General features: G+C 37.1%; 15 protein-coding genes and 1 tRNA gene. 6 read left to right on the forward strand and 10 right to left on the reverse strand.

Features of this window, described 5'->3' with window-relative positions; all coding sequences use genetic code 11:
• Window positions 1–18: 18 nt before the first annotated feature.
• Complete coding sequence (locus EHQ31_RS03320) at window positions 19–708, reverse strand: succinate dehydrogenase cytochrome b subunit (protein WP_135569566.1); 690 nt, start codon at window positions 706–708, stop codon at window positions 19–21.
• A 185-nt stretch (window positions 709–893) separates the two neighbouring features.
• Between EHQ31_RS03320 and EHQ31_RS03325 the strand changes: the two genes are divergently transcribed.
• A complete protein-coding gene (locus EHQ31_RS03325; protein WP_135569568.1) occupies window positions 894–1,400 on the forward strand; it encodes a hypothetical protein in 507 nt (168 codons plus the stop codon).
• A gap of 109 nt (window positions 1,401–1,509) precedes the next feature.
• Window positions 1,510–3,687 carry a SulP family inorganic anion transporter gene (locus tag EHQ31_RS03330; protein ID WP_135569569.1) on the forward strand — a complete coding sequence of 726 codons (2,178 nt, stop codon included), beginning with the start codon at window positions 1,510–1,512 and terminating at the stop codon, window positions 3,685–3,687.
• A gap of 100 nt (window positions 3,688–3,787) precedes the next feature.
• Here EHQ31_RS03330 and EHQ31_RS03335 read toward each other — a convergent pair whose 3' ends face one another.
• Window positions 3,788–4,171, reverse strand: a complete 384-nt coding sequence (locus EHQ31_RS03335) for a DoxX family protein (RefSeq protein WP_135570929.1) — start codon at window positions 4,169–4,171, stop codon at window positions 3,788–3,790.
• A gap of 214 nt (window positions 4,172–4,385) precedes the next feature.
• Here EHQ31_RS03335 and EHQ31_RS03340 point away from each other — a divergent pair, with 214 nt between their 5' ends.
• Window positions 4,386–4,976, forward strand: a complete 591-nt coding sequence (locus tag EHQ31_RS03340) for a hypothetical protein (RefSeq protein ID WP_135570932.1) — start codon at window positions 4,386–4,388, stop codon at window positions 4,974–4,976.
• 548 nt (window positions 4,977–5,524) lie between these two features.
• Here the strand turns inward: EHQ31_RS03340 and EHQ31_RS03350 are convergent.
• Genes EHQ31_RS03350 through EHQ31_RS03360 form a run of 3 tightly spaced genes read right to left on the reverse strand, consistent with a single transcriptional unit; the run spans window position 5,525 to window position 6,940 of the window.
• Entirely contained in the window at window positions 5,525–6,130 is a 606-nt protein-coding gene (locus EHQ31_RS03350; RefSeq protein WP_135569571.1) for an SRPBCC family protein, read from the reverse strand.
• 11 nt (window positions 6,131–6,141) lie between these two features.
• Window positions 6,142–6,624, reverse strand: a complete 483-nt coding sequence (locus tag EHQ31_RS03355; RefSeq protein WP_135569573.1) for an SRPBCC family protein — start codon at window positions 6,622–6,624, stop codon at window positions 6,142–6,144.
• Entirely contained in the window at window positions 6,611–6,940 is a 330-nt protein-coding gene (locus EHQ31_RS03360) for an ArsR/SmtB family transcription factor (RefSeq protein WP_135569575.1), read from the reverse strand. The genes EHQ31_RS03355 and EHQ31_RS03360 overlap by 14 nt, the downstream gene beginning before the upstream one ends.
• 369 nt (window positions 6,941–7,309) lie before the next feature.
• Here EHQ31_RS03360 and EHQ31_RS03365 point away from each other — a divergent pair, with 369 nt between their 5' ends.
• The gene (locus tag EHQ31_RS03365) at window positions 7,310–8,776 is read left to right on the forward strand and encodes a flavin-containing monooxygenase (protein ID WP_135569577.1); all 1,467 of its coding nucleotides are present in this window, start codon (window positions 7,310–7,312) and stop codon (window positions 8,774–8,776) included.
• 142 nt (window positions 8,777–8,918) lie between these two features.
• Here EHQ31_RS03365 and EHQ31_RS03370 read toward each other — a convergent pair whose 3' ends face one another.
• Window positions 8,919–9,560: a L,D-transpeptidase family protein gene (locus tag EHQ31_RS03370; RefSeq protein ID WP_244247246.1), complete on the reverse strand. Its 642-nt coding sequence runs from the start codon at window positions 9,558–9,560 to the stop codon at window positions 8,919–8,921.
• Between the two features lie 117 nt (window positions 9,561–9,677).
• A tRNA-Asn gene (locus tag EHQ31_RS03375) sits at window positions 9,678–9,750 on the reverse strand.
• Window positions 9,751–9,970: 220 nt separating this feature from the next.
• Here EHQ31_RS03375 and EHQ31_RS03380 point away from each other — a divergent pair.
• Window positions 9,971–13,585 (forward strand): vitamin B12-dependent ribonucleotide reductase, encoded by a 3,615-nt coding sequence (locus tag EHQ31_RS03380; protein ID WP_135569581.1) that lies wholly within the window; start codon window positions 9,971–9,973, stop codon window positions 13,583–13,585.
• A gap of 177 nt (window positions 13,586–13,762) precedes the next feature.
• Entirely contained in the window at window positions 13,763–14,683 is a 921-nt protein-coding gene (locus EHQ31_RS03385; RefSeq protein ID WP_135569583.1) for a hypothetical protein, read from the forward strand.
• A 55-nt stretch (window positions 14,684–14,738) separates the two neighbouring features.
• Here EHQ31_RS03385 and gspN read toward each other — a convergent pair whose 3' ends face one another.
• The 3 genes from gspN to EHQ31_RS03400 are packed head-to-tail and all read right to left on the reverse strand — an operon-like array spanning window position 14,739 to window position 17,849.
• A complete protein-coding gene (gene gspN / locus EHQ31_RS03390; RefSeq protein ID WP_135569585.1) occupies window positions 14,739–15,701 on the reverse strand; it encodes a type II secretion system protein GspN in 963 nt (320 codons plus the stop codon).
• Between the two features lies 1 nt (window position 15,702).
• Complete coding sequence (locus EHQ31_RS03395) at window positions 15,703–16,227, reverse strand: hypothetical protein (RefSeq protein ID WP_135569587.1); 525 nt, start codon at window positions 16,225–16,227, stop codon at window positions 15,703–15,705.
• Complete coding sequence (locus EHQ31_RS03400) at window positions 16,227–17,849, reverse strand: cell division protein FtsA (RefSeq protein WP_135569589.1); 1,623 nt, start codon at window positions 17,847–17,849, stop codon at window positions 16,227–16,229. The genes EHQ31_RS03395 and EHQ31_RS03400 overlap by 1 nt, the downstream gene beginning before the upstream one ends.
• Between the last annotated feature and the right edge of the window lie 2 nt (window positions 17,850–17,851).

A 17,851-nucleotide genomic window follows, 5' to 3' on the forward strand; every position in this document is an offset into this window, starting at 1 on the left:
AACTTCTCCTAAAAACCCTTAACGAACATACCCGAGTAAAATCGAGATCGGCATGGAACAATTTCCCAGGAAAATAATTAGTCCCAGTCCTGTTGATAGTTTCTGAATCGTCGGATTATGTTTTGGTGCGAGGATTCCCAAAGTCTGTAACATTGATCCCAGTGCATGGGAAAAATGAAGAGCTAGGAAAACCATAAAAACGATATAAGTTCCTGAAATCATTGGATCTTGAAATCCAAGAATCACCATTGCATAAACATCATGTACTACATCACCGTTTTTTAGGATGTATTCAAAACTATAATGTTCTGGATTCGTAATTCCTAAGGTAAAATGTGCAAGGTGATACACAAGAAACGTGAGTAAAAGGAGTCCACTATAGGCCATTGTACGAGAAGCTACAGAAGCTTGGATGGTAGATCCTTTTGCATAAGATACGGGCCTTGCGCTCGAGTTCTCAATTTTTAGTAGGATGGCTGTGCATACGTGTCCAAAAAAGGCCACAATGAGTCCAATCCTTGCAACCCATAACAGGGGACCTAAATCCTTGAGAAACTTTGCGTAGGTGTTTAATTTTTCTGGTCCTTGGAAAACTTGAAGGTTTCCGACCATGTGAAGGATCACGAACCCAAACCAGATAAATCCGGTAATGGCCATAATGATCTTCTTTCCAATTGAGGACCGAAAGAAGTCTAGACTCAACGTCATTGAAGAGCTCCTGATAGTGTATAGGTGTAAATTTTTCTATTACGTCCAGGTTTAGACAGAATCCACTTCTCGTAAATTCATAAATCAAATTGGCATATAACTTAGGATTTTGAGTTTGTTTCTCAATAGAAACAGACGGGAAAAGGGGTTGAGTCTGAAACTTTCCAAGCCATGATAGCTAAATCTTGCATAAAAAGCGATATTGGGACTTACGAAGAAAGAATGGATGGAGTCGGATTCCGATTTTAGTTCTTTTTTGGTTCTCCTTTGGACTTTGTTCCGAATCTAGAGGGATTTTTCCTGAAAACCGTAAGGCTTATTTACGAGAAGTTGGGTTGCCAATCCTTGTGTCCATACGTCCCCGTCATAAAATTCAAACAAAAGAATTACAACTTTTTATCAAAACTGAAAACCTAACAAATACTAGTATTTCGAAGTTCCAAATTTTATTTTTTGCTTTGGATGACAAAAAACAGATTTTGGTTCCAGAAGATAAAAAAACGCCTGAATTAATTTGTTCGATCGAAAAACAAATTTTACCGAATGTAACTCTCAAATGCCTTGTAGGACCGTATGTTTATACAAGTCTTTGGTCTTCGATCCACATCCAATCGATTTCGTTTACAACAGAAGATAAGGTTCGCCATGTCATCAGTGAGTCGGATTTAGATGATGTGACTGTTTGGTTTTAAAATTCGTATTTTTCTTTCGATTACTATAAAAGTAATCAGTAAAACAATGTGAACTTTTTCCATTCCAGTTGACAGTTCCTTACTTTGATTTTAGGATCACCAAACATTTATGTTTACCAATATAAAACAAGATATTCCCTCTGGCCTTGTGGTCTTTTTAGTCGCTCTTCCGCTTTGTTTGGGAGTAGCCTTAGCCAGCGGCGCTCCTTTGTTATCAGGTGTGATCTCAGGTGTGATTGGAGGTATCATTGTAGGAATTCTAAGCCATTCGAATACAAGTGTAAGTGGACCTGCGGCTGGACTCGTAACATTAGTGTTAGCAGCGATTGCTAGTTTAGGAGATTATTCCACTTTTCTTCTAGCCGTTTTTCTAGCTGGCCTCATTCAAATTTTCATTGGATTTTTGAAAGGAGGGTTTATCGCAAATTATATACCTTCCAACGTAATCCAAGGTTTACTTGCCTCCATCGGAATCATCTTAATTTTAAAACAAATCCCCCATGCCGTAGGATTTGATGTAGATCCTGAAGAAGACTTTATCTTTTTCCAGAAAGATGGAGAGAATACTTTTTCTGAACTTTTCAATATTATGAAATACTTTTCATGGGGAGCCGTAATCATCGCTTTTTCATCTTTGGCATTGATGATTGGATACGACAAAACTAAATGGAAACCATTAAAGTATTTACCTTCACCAGTCATAGTAATCCTCCTTGGAGTATTATTGAATAAAATCTTCCAAATCCTTTATCCAGGATTATATCTTTCGGAAAAACATTTAGTCACCATTCCTAATATTAAAAACTGGGAATCGGTATTTTTCTTTCCTAATTTTTCTGCCATAACTGAAACAAAAGTCTGGTATTTTGCCTTTACCATTGCAGCTTTTGCCACACTCGAAACCTTACTCAATTTAGATGCGGTGGAAAGAATTGATCCACATAAACGATTAGCTTCACCAAACAGAGAGCTTGTGGCGCAAGGAGTAGGGAATTCGCTTTCTGGACTCATCGGAGGACTTCCGATTACATCAGTGATTGTTCGAAGTTCGGTCAATATTTATGCAGGTGCACAATCAAAGTTTTCTACGATCTTTCATGGAATTCTACTTTCTATAAGTGTCGTATTTTTCGAATCCTTTTTAAACTTAATTCCTTTGTCTTCTTTAGCGGTTATATTAATCGTAACAGGTTTTAAACTTACAAACTTAAATCTTTATCAATCGATTTACAAAAAAGGGTTTTATCAATTTCTTCCGTTTATTGCCACAATCATTGCTATTATTTTTACAGACCTTTTAACTGGTGTCCTCATTGGACTATCCATCAGCTTTATCTTTATTTTAAAAAACAACTATAAGAATCCATTTTTAGTGGAAACAGAAACCTTAAATATTGGCGAAACGGTACGAATTGAACTTCCTAACCAAGTTTCCTTTTTAAATAAGGCATCTATAAAAGATACCCTTTGGGCATTGCCAGAAAACTCTAAATTGATAGTGGATGCATCAAATTGTAATTTCATTGATCATGATATCTTAGAAGTGTTAGAAGAATTTAAATCCGTTGTATCTGTTGAAAAGAAAATCCAACTCAATTTAATTGGATTAAAAGATTCCTATGAACTTAGCGATCAAGTGCAGTTTGTCAACATTCTAGATAAAGAAGCACAACAAAAACTAACTCCTGATGAAATATTAGATTTTTTAAAACGTGGTAACGAAAGATTTGTTAAAGGAAAATGGTCTGAAAAATATTTTAAACACCAAGTTAATGCAACAGCTTTTGGACAAAATCCCATTGCAGTCGTTTTATCCTGTATTGATTCAAGAACCAGTCCCGAGATAATCTTTGATGCGGGACTCGGAGATATCATATCCATTCGAATTGCCGGAAATATTGTGAACGAGGAAATTCTAGGAAGTTTGGAGTTATCTTGTGACAAAATTGGTACAAAGTTAATTGTAGTTCTTGGGCATTCCAATTGCGGTGCGGTATCCAGTGCTTTGTATTCCCTACGTGAAGGTAATATCGCAAGTATCACAAACAAAATCCAAAAAGCAATCGATGAATCAGAAAAAATCATCCATCCCATTCAGAAACAAAATGAACATATTTTTAATCACGTAGTAAAGGCGAATGTAAAAAATTCAATTACGGAGATCTTAACAAATAGTTCCTATTTATCAGAAAAAGTAAATACAAAAGAAATTAAAATAGTTTCAGGATTTTATGATACCTCATCGGGAGAGGTTCAATTTTTCGAAAATATTGAATCACAACCTTAAATTAGTCAGTTTGAATAATACAAATTGGAATGAGGTAATATGTATGTATCCAAGACAACGATGGATTTTATTACACGTTGTCTTGCGAAGTTAAAAAAGATTATTTGTAAACTGGCACAAACAATGGTTTATAAGCGTTACGATTCACATAAGCAATAAAAATATTGGCAACTACCACAAAAATTCCCACCGGAATTCCATCAGGGGCTATCATTAGATGCACAAGAAAGATATTTACAACGATAGGTGCAATGACGATGGAAGCGAGAGGTACAAATCTACCCGACAAAAACGCAATTGCACAAACAAGTTCTGTTACTTTGATCAGAGTCATTAAATAACCTGAAGCTTTGATACCATCGTTAAATATCTTTAAATCTCCTGTTGTCTCAGGTTGCTGAACTAAGTTAAAGAGAATGACGACAGAAGAAAATAGGAATAATGCACCAAGCAAAACCCTGACAATTAAATAAGCAATTTTCATACCATTTTCCTTTAAATCTTTTGATTTCCAAACGAATGACTCTTTAAAAATCAAACGTATTCTCCGAATTCTAAACAAAACTAAAAGAAAGTCACTATGTTTTCAAAGGATTCTAAACTGCAAAAACCAAATTTCGACCAGATTCGCAGGCTTTTTCTCCTCTAACTTGCAATAAACTCTCTGTTTGGTGGAATTAATGTGTAGGTCTCAAGCTATGAAAATTGGATTTCGATTTGCCTCTATTTTGGTCTTCCTTTTGGTTCATTGTGTGGTTCCTTCCAATACTGATTCGAATTCACAGAACGAGAAAAAAGAGAAATCATTACGGCTCCAATATGCTGAGGAACTAGAAACCAAAGTTTTAAAAGTTGGTCCGTCTCAAGAAATCTCAATCGGACTATTTGCTCTCCAATCGCTTTCAAGCTCAAGTTCGCGTTATTTTAGCGTAAGTTCTTTATCACCCCTTAAATTGAACGATCCTCTCGAACCAGGGGCCATTGTTTTGCGGAAGGTCCAAGTGGACCGGTCTCTAGAATTTGAAGAAGGAACTACTAGATTTCGACAGGCAACATTTGCTTCCATTGTGGAATTTCTAGTGGTAGGCCCATCAGGGGAACAACAACGCATACTTGGCCATTCCGAACAAATAACCTCAAATACCATTCCGTTCAGCTCCGATGATACCGAATCAAAAGAAAAAATTGCATCTAGTATCCAATCTGCGATTGAAGAAGGTTTGAGAAAAATCGTATCCTTAAACGATTTTCCTTCTATCTTCAAGAGTCAAAATATGTTTCAAAGATAAGAATCTTTTAGTTTTCCGCTTTAGTAGCCAAGGCGAGTTGCAAACACTTCGCCCATGTGAGTGATCTATAGTGTTACTAATGTGCCTTTCTATACAAAAAAACCCCACACCTAATGCGACATAATACTAATTATGGGAAGTTCATATTGCTTCATAATAGATAGTATTTGAAATCAAAGTAAGGCTTCAAAAGTGAAAGTATTCGAATGAAATGATTTTGAAGCCTGTATTTATTTTCCCTTAAAAATGAGTATGCGGTGATTATCAAAATCACCTACCGATCGTAAAGACGCCATATGGATTATAAAGCGTTCTGGCAGTTGAGGTAATTCCAACAACACCGGTCTGCCCATCGTCATTTGATTCATTGTTTGTAAAATCACTTTGACCCAAAACTAAATCTGCTGGTGACCGTTAGTCGTGGGGATTGTATTCCAAATCAAAACACGATGGTGACCTTCATCAAACAACGAATAGTTTTCCGTTGGCTGTGAAAACTCACTCGCTTGAAGACAAATCAGTGTTGGAACAGGCTCAAGCAAACCTATTTATTTCCCTTCTAATAAAATAGAACCTAGTTTGTCAAAGGAATCGGACCAACCAATCTGCATTACTTGTTTCAAACTTTGAAACGTTTGCCTTTCTGCATCGGAAGCAATTCCAAAAACTTCCCAACGAACCACAACTTTTGTTCTATTGGATCCATCAGGATAAAACCTAACGGTAGTTAATAGTTTATCGGGATAGGACTGCGAAAAGGGTGCTTTGATTAAATTTCCTGATTTGTCCGAAAAATTTTGAATGTATACAATTAGATCACTGGAATTGATGATTTTGTAATGTAGAGTGCCAAACTTTGTTTTCCCATCGGCAGTAGTCATCGACCATAAAGAAGTTCCTCCTTCTTTTACGTCTGCCTTAATAAAATTCATGGAAGCACCTTTAGGCCCCAACCATCTCATAAATCGATTGGGATTTACCCAAGCTTCAAAAACCAAGTTCGGCTTTGCTTTAAAGGTTCGATTGATAACAAAAACGTTAGGATCTACCGAATCTTTAGAAATCGAATCATCGGTGACCTTTAGGGACTGGCATCCACTTAAAATTAATGTGCAGAGATTAAGAATCAACTTAATTGAAAGATTGGTTTTCATGGAAATGTCCCCTACTTTATTTTCTCCAAATATTTCGCTAGATTTCCGACATGTTGTTTTCCACCTTCAATGGCTCCATATTTCTCATTGACTCTTTCTAACTCTTGTTTGCTGGAAAAAATCTGCTCCATAATGAGATTTGTTCCTTCACCAGCTGCTTCAAAAATGATCCTGGATTGGAAATTTACATCTTCATCACCTTCGCCATCGCCCAAATGTTGATACAATATGAAATGAGGTTTGCTAATCTCGATAAATTGAATTTTGTTTTGATAATCATGTCCATCGGGCCCATGCATAATAAAATCCCAAATCCCACCATTAGAAAAATCCAAACTTTTGATTGTTAATGTAAATCCATCAGGACCCCACCATTCCATTAAATGTTCAGGCTTCGACCAAACTTCAAAAAGAAGATCCACTGGAACATCGAAATATTTTTTATATGTAACCTTGTTTTCTTCAACGACTGTTTCTAAATTATTTTTTATCATTTGCTCTCTCCATTTTTAATTTCATTACATATCGATCCAATTTATCTAAACGTTTCACCCAGAGGTTCTTGATTTCCAAAATCCAATCTTCCATTTCCTTCATTCCTTCCTGGTTCAAACTATAGATACGTTTTTGTGCGTCCTTTTTCATAAGAAGGACATTTGCCTCTTTTAGTACTTTTAAATGTTGGGAAATGGCAGGAGGGCTGATTAGAAAATTTTGGCAAATTTCAGAAGAAGTCAGTTCTCCATTTTTTGCCACAAGTCTTATAATATCTCTTCTTGTATCATCTGCTAAAGCTACAAAAGCATTCATAAGTCCATTATTTAAACAATGCCTTAATTAAGTCAAACCTTAATTAATAAACAAAACGCATCGTTTTTTATATCGGTATTCATTCCTTTATTGTACAAAGATGCAGATCTACTTTGACTAAAACACTATACAATCAGTTAGTTTAACATTTGTTTGCTTGTAATTTCTGAACAAAGACAATATTTGTTCAATTTTTGTTTTCTAGAATCACTATGATTCTAAATCTAAAAATCCTTTTTCCTTTTTTATCACACATATGTTTTTTTTATTGCAAACAAATCCCAAAGCGATGTCATTCTCTCTCAGTTGCGAATTTCGGAACAATGTTCTCATAAGAAAGTTCGAACAAATTACGAAATGAGGAAACAAATGACAGCACCCATACTGAGAAATCCATCTGTTGTGGTTATCGGTGCCGGTATGACCGGAATCCTACTTGCCATTGAATTAGAAAAAGCAGGGATCACAGACATTACCATCTTAGAGAAAAAAAGTGACCTTGGTGGGACTTGGAGAGAAAACACATATCCGGGAGTTGCTTGTGATATCCCAGCACATATGTACACTTATAGTTTCGAACCCAATCCAGAGTGGAGCCATAGGTTTGCTCACGGAGACGAAATCCAAGCTTATTTTAAACGAGTCAGTGATAAATACAAAGTTACCCCAAAAATCCATTTTAATGAAGCGGTTTCCGAAGCTTCCTATAACAAAGGTAAGTGGACAACAAAAACGAATCAGGGAAAAACTTACGTATCCGATTTTCTAATTTCGGCGACGGGAATTTTACACCACCCTGCCCGCCCTAACATTCAAGGACTCGATACTTTCCAAGGGAAATGTTTTCACACAGCTGAATGGAACCATTCAGTGGATCTAAAAGGAAAAAGAATTGGGATCATTGGCACAGGTTCCACCGCAGCTCAAGTCATTCCCGAAATCATGAAACTGGGGAAAAAAGTTTCAGTTTTCCAAAGAACTCCTCAGTGGATTGTCCGTGTCCCTGACACCAATTACACGGAAAAAGACAAAGAACGTTGGAGAAAAGACAGTAACATTCTAAAACGATTTCATAAATGGTATACGTTTGCTGTAGAACAAACTTTTTCCAAAGCGGTGATTGGTAAGAAAATTCCACATTTGCTTATGAGTTTTCTTTGTAAAAGGAATCTAAAAAATTCTGTTAAGGATCCAGTTTTACGTGCCAAACTAACACCTGATTATCGAGTCGGTTGTAAACGAGTAATCGTAAACTCCACTTTTTATGATGCCATCCAAAAACCTAATGCTGATTTGGTAACAGATGGGATCGAAAAAATTACAGAGAAAGGTGTGGTGACTAAAGATGGGAAACTCCATGAACTTGATGTTTTGATTCTTGCCACTGGATTTCATCCATTTAATTTCATGCGCCCAATGAACCTAACAGGAAAAAATGGAATCTCCATCGAAACTGTTTGGGGGAAAAAAGTGCAAGCTTATAGATCACTTTTTATTCCGCATTTCCCCAATTTTGTCTTGATGTTAGGACCAAATACTCCTATTGGAAATTTTTCCGTGATTGCGATGAGTGAAGTGCAAACCAAATACGTTTTGAAAGTCATAAATGATTGGAGAAATAAGAAATTTGACGAAATTGAAACTACAGAAGTGGCACTTAAAAATTTTGCAGCCTATCTCAAAGCTGGTATGAAAAATACTGTTTGGCTCGGTGGTTGTCAAAGTTGGTATTTAGATCCAGATGGTGATCCTGCGATGTGGCCTTACACTTGGAGTCGTTGGGAAAAGGAAATGAAAACTCCAAATTACAATGACTTTGAAATGAAATCTTTCTAACTTTTTTAAAATCCTAAACAACATTTTTTGCCGGTATTATCTATTTTGATGCCGGCTTTTTTTTTAAAAAGTAGGACTCGCTCTCCGTTCCAATTTTTACTTTTGCAAAGGTTTTCCACTTCAATCAGTGGCAAAGTTAAATTTATTCCAAAGAAAGAATCAATATACTTGGATTTTTATTACCGTCTAACTTCAATACAATGGTTTCTAGGATTTCCTTAGAGATTCCGATACAACCTGATGTGGGTTTGTCCTCATTCCACGGATGTAAAAAAATCATACTTCCTAAACCGGGTATTGCTGGCTTAGTATTATGCTCTATAACTATCAATAGATCATAAATACTAGAGTTCCAAAGAGCCACGGCTCCTTTCTCTTTGTGTGTTATGAGTTGGTTATAATTTTTGGAAGAGGAAGAATCATTCCAATGGTGGTATTTTTTAATTTCAGTGTATTCTAAATTTTGAATTTCTCTTTTTTGTTTGCCAAGGATTCTTTTTAAAGGAAAAATTCCAGCGGGAGTGTTTCCGTCCCCTTCCCTTTTATCCTCACCTCTTGTGAGTCCACTTTTACCAAGGTGCACCGGTATTTTTTCAAGGACGGGTGCCCATTCGCCCTCAGTGAGTGCGTAAAAATCTAAATATCCGGTGGTCTCACCTGGTTTTGCAGTAATGAAAAGGATCTGTTCTGAGTTCAGGTGTGGAGAATCTACCAGCGAATTTTCTGCACTAGAAAGAGGTATGAGAGAAAAAAAATAGAGAAAACTAAAAAGAACAGTGATCAAACCTGTTTGATTAGACTGAAATTGCTTGGATTTTAGGGAGAAACCTAGAAACTGGAACCAGGTTGGTTGGGATTTCGGAGAGTCGATGGATGTAAATCTCTGGGATGATTCGGACTGCTCCCCCTGCTGGGCTCGAACCAGCGACCCAATGATTAACAGTCATTTGCTCTACCGACTGAGCTAAAGGGGAATCTCGAATCTGTGACCATACTACGTAGGAAGGCCGCTAGGTCAACGAAAAAAAACTTTCAGACCTAACAGAAATTTTGAAAAAATTCTAAGAATCGAGGGAAGGTTAAAAGAAAAAATGGATGTTTCCAACCAAAGATAGCTTCATTGTGACATAATCCTCTCCGCTCCTGGTAGAGGAAAAAATAGAAATTGTATATGTTGTTGTAGATGGGGTCTGCATGAAAATTGAGAGGCATTTTACCAAAGGGAATACGGGTCTTTACCCGAATTTAACTTGGGTCCGTAAGGATTCTAAAATTACGAATACTGACGGGTCAGTTGTATTTGAGGCCAACGGAGTGGAAGTTCCGGATTTTTGGTCGCAGGTAGCAACAGATATCCTCGCGCAGAAATACTTTCGAAGAAAAGGTGTTCCCAAATATTTAAAGAAGGTAGCGGAAAAGGGAATTCCTGAATGGTTGCAACGTTCTGTTCCTGATGATGAAAAACTTTCCGCTCTCAATCCAGAAGACAGATTTGTAGGAGAATCAGACTCTAAACAAGTTTTCCACCGCCTTGCTGGCTGTTGGACGTATTGGGGTTATAAACACGGTTATTTTACGGATGAAGACAGTGCTCGTGTTTTCTATGAAGAAGTTATTTTTATGCTCGCAAGCCAAATGGCGGCACCTAATTCCCCACAGTGGTTCAATACAGGACTCCACTGGGCGTATGGAATTGATGGGAAATCACAAGGGCATTACTATGTGGATCCTAAATCGGGAAAACTTGTAAGATCAGCCTCTTCTTACGAACACCCACAACCCCATGCCTGTTTCATCCAATCTGTGGATGACGATTTAGTCAACGAAGGTGGAATCATGGACCTTTGGGTTCGTGAAGCTCGTCTTTTCAAATACGGATCTGGTACAGGAACCAACTTTTCTAATTTACGTGCTGCCAACGAATCTCTTTCAGGTGGTGGAAAAAGTTCAGGGCTTATGTCTTTCCTTAAAATTGGGGACAGAGCTGCGGGAGCCATCAAATCAGGAGGAACCACTCGTCGTGCTGCGAAGATGGTTTGTCTTGATATGGATCATCCAGACATCGAAGAGTTCATTGATTGGAAAGTACAAGAAGAGAAAAAAGTGGCCTCCCTTGTTACGGGTTCCATTCTCAATAACCGTCTGCTCAATGATATTATGAATGCTTGTTCTTCCGCCAAACAAACACTTGGTGAAGAAACCTATGACCCAACTGCCAATGTAGATCTCAAAAAAGCGATCCAAAAGGCAAGAAAGGCATTTGTTCCAGACAACTACATCAAACGAGTCATCGACCTTTCCAAACAAGGTTACAAAGACTTACTATTTGAAGAATTAACCACTGACTGGCAATCCGAAGCTTATAACACGGTTTCTGGACAAAACTCCAATAACTCTGTGCGAATTACAAATGAGTTTATGGAAGCAGTGGAAAAAGACCTCCCCTTCCACCTTTACAATAGAACCGAAAAGGAAAAAGCAAAGGCCGCAAACAGAGAAGCAAAACCTTCTAAAACTTTACGTGCGCGTGATCTTTGGGAAAGAATTGCCAATGCTGCTTGGAACTCTGCAGATCCTGGAACGCAGTATCACAGCACAATCAACGAATGGCATACTTGCCCAGAAGATGGTGCGATCAATGCATCCAATCCATGTTCTGAGTATATGTTCCTCGACAACACAGCGTGTAACTTGGCTTCTGCGAACCTTGTTAAGTTCTTAAAAGAAGACGGAAGTTTTGATGTTGCGGGATACCGTTATTTAAACAAAATTTGGACCATCATCTTAGAAGTATCTGTCCTTATGGCGCAGTTCCCTTCCAAAGAAATTGCAGAACTCTCTTACAAGTTTAGAACTTTAGGACTGGGATATGCAAACCTTGGTTCTCTTCTGATGATCATGGGAATTCCTTATGATTCACAAGAAGCAATGGCAGTCACTGGTGCGATTTCTTCTATCATGCATATGACTTCTTACGCTACTTCAGCAGAGATGGCAAAAGAACTTGGACCGTTTGCTGGATACGAAAAAAACAAAAATCATATGCTCCGTGTGATTCGTAACCACAGACGTGCGGCTTACAATGCACCAAAAGAAGAATACGAAGGCCTGACCATCACTCCGGTAGGAATCAATCCGTCTTTTCTTCCTTCTTACTTACTCGAAGCAGCCAAAGAAGATTCCGACAGAGCCTTGGAACTTGGTGAATTGTATGGATACCGTAACGCACAGGTAACTGTGATTGCGCCGACTGGAACCATCGGTCTTGTGATGGACTGTGACACTACAGGAATCGAACCAGACTTTGCTCTCGTGAAATACAAAAAACTGGCTGGTGGTGGGTATTTTAAAATCATCAACCAATCCGTTCCGGCGGCTCTTAAAAAACTTGGTTATAGCCAAGCAGAACAAGATGCCATTGTGAACTACTGTAAAGGACATGCTACTTTTAACGGTGCTCCTGGTGTCAACACAGCTCGTTTGAAAGAAAAAGGTTTTACAGAAGATGTATTGGAAAAACTCGAAAAACAACTTCCATTTGTTTTTGATATCCAATTCGCTTTCAACAAATTCACATTAGGTGAAGATTTCCTTTCGAAAACTTTAGGAATTGACCCGGCAGTTTACAACTCTATGGGTTTTAATCTTTTGGAAACTCTTGGATTTTCTGCAGATGAAATTTCGCAAGCAAATGATTATGTTTGTGGAACCATGACTATCGAAAACGCACCTTTTATTAAAGAGAAGGACTTAGCAGTTTTTGATTGTGCAAACAAATGTGGAAAATACGGAAAACGTTTCTTATCTTATCAATCACATATCCGAATTATGGCTGCGGCACAACCATTCATTTCGGGTGCGATCTCCAAAACGATCAACCTTCCTGAGGAGGCAACCATCGAGGATGTGAAAAATGCATACCTCATGTCCTGGAAGGTAATGATCAAAGCTAACGCACTTTACCGTGACGGTTCTAAGCTTTCACAACCACTTAACTCCGTATTCCAATTGTTAAGTGCTGTGGGTGAGGAAGAGGAAGAACTCCAAACTTCTTCTGCTCCCAAAACGGTAACGGAAGTGGCGGAAAAACTTGTGTATAAATACATAGCGGAAAGAAGAAAACTTCCACATCGCCGTGCGGGTTATACACAAAAAGCAATGGTTGGTGGTCACAAAGTATATCTCCGCACAGGAGAATACGAAGATGGCCAACTCGGTGAAATCTTTATCGATATGCATAAAGAAGGAGCGGCTTTCCGTTCCCTTACGAATGCATTTGCGATTGCGGTTTCCCTTGGTTTACAACATGGAGTTCCGTTAGAAGAATTTGTAGAAGCTTTTACATTCTTCAAGTTTGAGCCAAACGGTATGGTTTCTGGCAACCCTCACATTAAGATGTCAACTTCTGTGATCGATTACATCTTTAGAGAACTTGCCATTACTTACCTGGGAAGATACGACTTGGCACAAGTATCTCCCGAAGACTTAAGAACAGATGAAGTAGGCAGAAAAGCAGATCCCGCAAAGGATCTCGTGGGAAAGCAGGAAAGTAGCGGACTCCGTGTTCCGCTACAAGTGGCACCTATCTCTATGAAATCTGTTTTGGAAGAAAAACCGGAAGTTGCGGCAGTCGCAGGCGGAACACCAACAGCAGCGCAATCGGCAGCGGCAACTCTCAAAATCATTGGAGAAGCAAGAACCAAAGGTTATACAGGAGATTCCTGTACAGAATGCGGTTCCTTTCAAATGGTTCGTAACGGCGCTTGCCTCAAGTGTATCTCTTGTGGGTCCACAACTGGCTGTTCGTAAAAACAAAACAAACACTACTAAACTCTAATCTTTAAGGTTAGAGTTTAGAATTAATTAGAAAAAAGATCTCTCGGAATCATCCTTGAGATCTTTTTTTATCTCTTAAATCAACTACAGTTCGCATTGAATTTCAGAAACCTGGATTTATGCGTAATGTGGCAATGAATTTCAAAAAATATGAATATTACTTACAATCCTTACGAAACAAGCAATACAAAGTTAAATTTTGAAGAAAACTACAATGTAAAAAGCATTCTACTTGAAGGCGAATGGAACAATGATGTTTCTGAATTTGTTTTAAAAAACAATATTCTAGGACTATTTTATAATTTTGTAAAAGGATCCAAAGCTACAAATTTTGATTTTTTAGAAAAATTAAGCCACTTTCAATTGCTAAATATAATCTCTACTCCTATTGATAACCTTGATAAAATAAAATATTTATCTGAACTTAAAGTCTTATCATTACAATGTCATATCAAAAAAAGGATAGATTTCTCAAATCTTCAAAAACTCGAAAAATGCTTTCTATACTGGAATAAAGGGGCAGATTCAATTTTCAAATGCAACAACATAAAAAATCTTTCTATTGATTCATTTAAATCCAAATATATACCTCAAAATTGGAGCAATGAAAAACTGATCCAATTGGAAATATATAGATCCGATTTAGTTGATTTAAAAAAAATCAAATTACTCAAAAACATTAGAAAACTATCTTTATATGATTGTAAGAAACTTTCTGATTTAGATGATTTAGAGTTATTCGAAAACTTAGAATGGCAAACTATTAATGGCTCAAAACAAATCAAGAACTTTACTGTAATATCTAAACTAAAAAAGTTGAAAGTATTGGATCTTTCTGATTCAGGAAATATTCCATCAATTGAATTTATACAGAATCTAATCAAATTACAAAGTTTTGCTTTTGCTGGTTCAAATACTTATATTGAAGATGGTGATCTTTTACCACTTACAAAACTAAAAAAACTTTCGATGTTAATGTTTACTCCTAAAAAAAATTATTCTCATAAATTATTAAAAAAATGGAATTGGGAAAATTTTGATTCACCAGAAGTTTTATTAGAGGAAAAATAGCAACAAGCCACACTACGCATAACAGCGACAGAGTCTACTCACTTCGCTTCGTAACTTAAGGAACTGGAGCTGGTTCAATCGAAGTATCTTCTGTTTTGGGTGTAGAGCCACCTAACTGATTTAAGTTGGGAAGATCCACTTTAGGAGAGGAAAAAGTTCCACGAATCGGAATACAAGTTTTGCCCCCTTCCTGCGGAAGTAATGCCACCATTCCTACTAAGTCCTGACGTTCTTGCGCAAATTTTTCTGTCAAAGTAAAACAAACTTTGAGATCCAATTGGGAAAAAGATAGAGTGTCTGAGAGACGAATCACACCTTGAAATTGAAATTTAGCAAGTGAAGATTCCAAACTTCCGCGTTCCAAAAGTAACTTCCCAGATCGAATTTTAAAAACAATGTTCGCCTTACGAATGTCAGTTCCTTTAAGACTACCTAAAAATGGAATCTCAGCTGATTCTTTGATTTTTCCACCAGAAAGATCAATTTCTCCTTCCCCATTCCATTTTGTGATTTTATCATCAATGGGCGAAAGACGAAGGGGAATGTCCAAGGTTTGGATACTCATTGCCCACTCACTCCCTTCAAAACTAAAATAACCTATATTGGCATCACCTTCTAATCTAGACTGTAGAAGTCCAAAAAGAGAAATACCTAAACTGATTTCCTCAGCTTTCACGGAAGTTCCTGAAGGAAAACTAGCAATAAAACTATCAAAAGATTTACGTCCTATTACAGGGAAATGGATCTCTTTCGCATCCAAAAAAATCCCTGTTTCTTTCCCTGTTTTGATGAGAACAGAACGAACAATTTCATTCAGTGGAAAAATAAATAAAGTAAATACTAGAAAAGAAATAAAGGCAATCCCTATCAAAGTTAACACTTGTTTGCGATTAACTTTGGAATGTTCTTCGTCACCATCCTCATCAAACAAATCATCTTCGTCTTCTAAAAGGATTTCTTGAATTTCGTTTTCTTCTTCGGAGAGGAAATCTTCTTCTAACTCTTCTTCTTTTAGCATATCATTTCCCTTTGGTCAACCGGCTATACGAAGAAACTTTTAGGTTCACATCGTAAATTTCTTTTTCAGCAAATGGTTTTCGAAAACTAAGTAAGTCAACCTTGGCTTGAATTTGTTTATTTTTTTCGATATCATAAACAAGTTTTATTACATCTTGTAATAGCACCGATCGAAACGAAACATCAATAGTGATTTTATTATAGTCCTTTTGGATAACATTACTTGTATCCTTCATGGTTTGAACTTTATCTTTGAGGTTGTATCGAACTAAAATTTGGTCCAGTTTCGAATACATCACACTCACATCTTCTTCACTTCCACCCGATTGTAATCCACGTAAATAATTATACTCACGAATGATGCGGTCAAGCTCAGTGGCTTGCGACCTAGTTTCAAAAATTTCTTCTGTAAGACTATTTCTTAAATCTGAAAAAAGTGTAATGATGGTGTAAATACCAAGCAGTGCTACAAAACTAACTAAACCTGTTACTAAAACACGTTCTCTATCATTCAAACGATCAAACATTATGGTTCATCCTTTGGAGTGACAACATCCATTTTGATTTTAAAGCTGACTTTGAATTTATTGACCCCAGTGATCAGTCTCTTGTTTTGAATCTGTATATTGGTAAATTTTTCCGACTTTTCTAGTGCCGATTGGATGGTACCAATTTCCCCAAACTCATTCACACGACCGTAGATCTGAATTTCCTTTTCCTCAAAATTAAACTGATCCAAAATGAAAGGCAAAACTTCTGGAGAAGGAAACTGTTCGGTGGCTTCATTCAAAACATCCAGAACACTTTCCTGGGAAAGAAACAAACGGTAAATTTCCGTTTTTTTACGTTCAGCTTTTAACTTTTTACTGGCCTCTGCTAGGGGATCGTCTTCTTCCCCTAGTTCCCCGCCAATTCCATTTTTGTATTTTTCTATTAACACTTTTTTGTTAGCGGATATTTTACGTTTATCTAAAATGATTCCGATGACAAAAACTCCAAATAGCAAAACCAAAGAGATACTAACAAGAATTAAGTGTGGCTTAAAAGCAGATAATTTAAATCTATTGGTATGAATTCTTTTAGCAAATCCGGTTTCTAAAAAATTGACGCGGTTACGAGATTCAAAGTGAGTTCCTGTGGCAACTGCCGTTACAAAACTTGAATCGGTAATTCCTAAAAATTCATATCTACCCGTTTTAATCCCAAGTTTTTCTTCCAAATAAGCGGTAAGGCCTGGGTATAAACTCGCTCCACCAGACAGAAGAATCAAACTAGGTCTTTCTGTTTCGGGAAGAGAAAAAATACTATTTTCAACTTCATGAATCAGTTGTTCAATTTTAGCCAAAATAAACTTTCGCAGAGATTTCCATTGCACCTGTGAAATATGAAATTTGGTTAGAAATTTTGTTTCTTCAACTTTGTCGTTATCCTCGAACAAAAAACCAATCGGAAGAGATTCCTTTATGAGTCGTGCATCCTCAAGTTCAATTTTCAGTAAATTAGCAATTTCTAAACTAACATCTTCTCCACCGATATAAATTTGACGTGTATGACGAAGTTTACCTTCGAACAATACATTAAGAATACTGTATTTGCCTCCAAGATCCAACTGCAATACAGTCTTATCAGAAACTAACAACGGATAACTTTTTGTTACCAGAGAAGACAAAGCAAACGAATCTAGTGATAAACAAGATAGAGAAAGATCACCTTTCGCAAATGGTTTTAATGCACGGAGAAGTTCCGAATGGTGTACATTAAAAGAAATCACATCTGAGTTTTCTTTACCCACTCTCCATGTTTTCCCAATTACCTCTAATTCTTCCATAGGATAAGGAACTAGATTTTCTACTTCAAAAGGTAAAACTTCCTGGATGGCTTTTTCTGACACCAAAGGGACGGTGAGATCGCGAACAAACAAATTATGAATACCTAAATTAAGTAGGAATCTGTTTTCTTCAGGGAAAAAACTTTGAATAAAACGGATGATATTGTATTCGAAGGGATCTCCTTCTGATTCATCAAGCTCCACAACGGGAAGGCTTTCTGTTCGGAGGATCACAACTTTTCCAAGTACCTTTTTAAAAAGGACACCTTTTAGAAACGTGGAACCATAATCGATAGCTAGGTATTGGTCAAATGATAACATAA

It is taken from the genome of Leptospira montravelensis (assembly GCF_004770045.1).
GTDB classification, from domain to species: Bacteria; Spirochaetota; Leptospiria; order Leptospirales; family Leptospiraceae; genus Leptospira_A; species Leptospira_A montravelensis.